The sequence below is a fragment of the Streptomyces sp. NRRL S-118 genome (genome assembly GCF_000716335.1).
Lineage (GTDB): Bacteria > Actinomycetota > Actinomycetes > Streptomycetales > Streptomycetaceae > Streptomyces.
In genome coordinates, this window is sequence record NZ_KL591003.1 from 152592 (window position 1) to 152985 (window position 394).

Annotated in this window: 1 protein-coding gene; it reads right to left on the minus strand. The window is 71.3% G+C overall.

Annotated features, from left to right (window positions below; genetic code table 11):
* Positions 1 to 394, minus strand: a 394-nt coding sequence (locus IH00_RS0107400; protein ID WP_063835337.1) for a MarR family winged helix-turn-helix transcriptional regulator, incomplete at both ends; no start/stop codon positions are given.

A 394-nucleotide genomic window follows, 5' to 3' on the forward strand; every position in this document is an offset into this window, starting at 1 on the left:
GCCGCGAGTGCGGCCCGCTCCGCGGGTGGCATGGCGGAGATGACGTCGAGCAGCGCGGCTTCCCGGCGGCCGCGCAAGGTCTTCAGGTAGCTGTCGCCTCGGCTGGACAACCGCAGCTCCAGCTCCCGGCGGCTGGCCGAGCTGGGCGAGCGCTCGATGAAGCCGAGCGCGTCCAGCCGGTCGCACATACGGCTGACCGAGGACGGCGCCGAGCCGAGCACCTCGCCCAGCGTGCGCAGGTTGATCGGCTGATCGCGCTCCAGGATGTACAGCACCCGCAACTGCGAGGACGACACCGGAGCCGACGACGTCATGTCCCGGCCCTTGTTCCAGAGCACTTCCAGAAGCTCGATGACCTCCCGGGCGGCGTGTGCGGCAGCATCCCGGCCGGGGC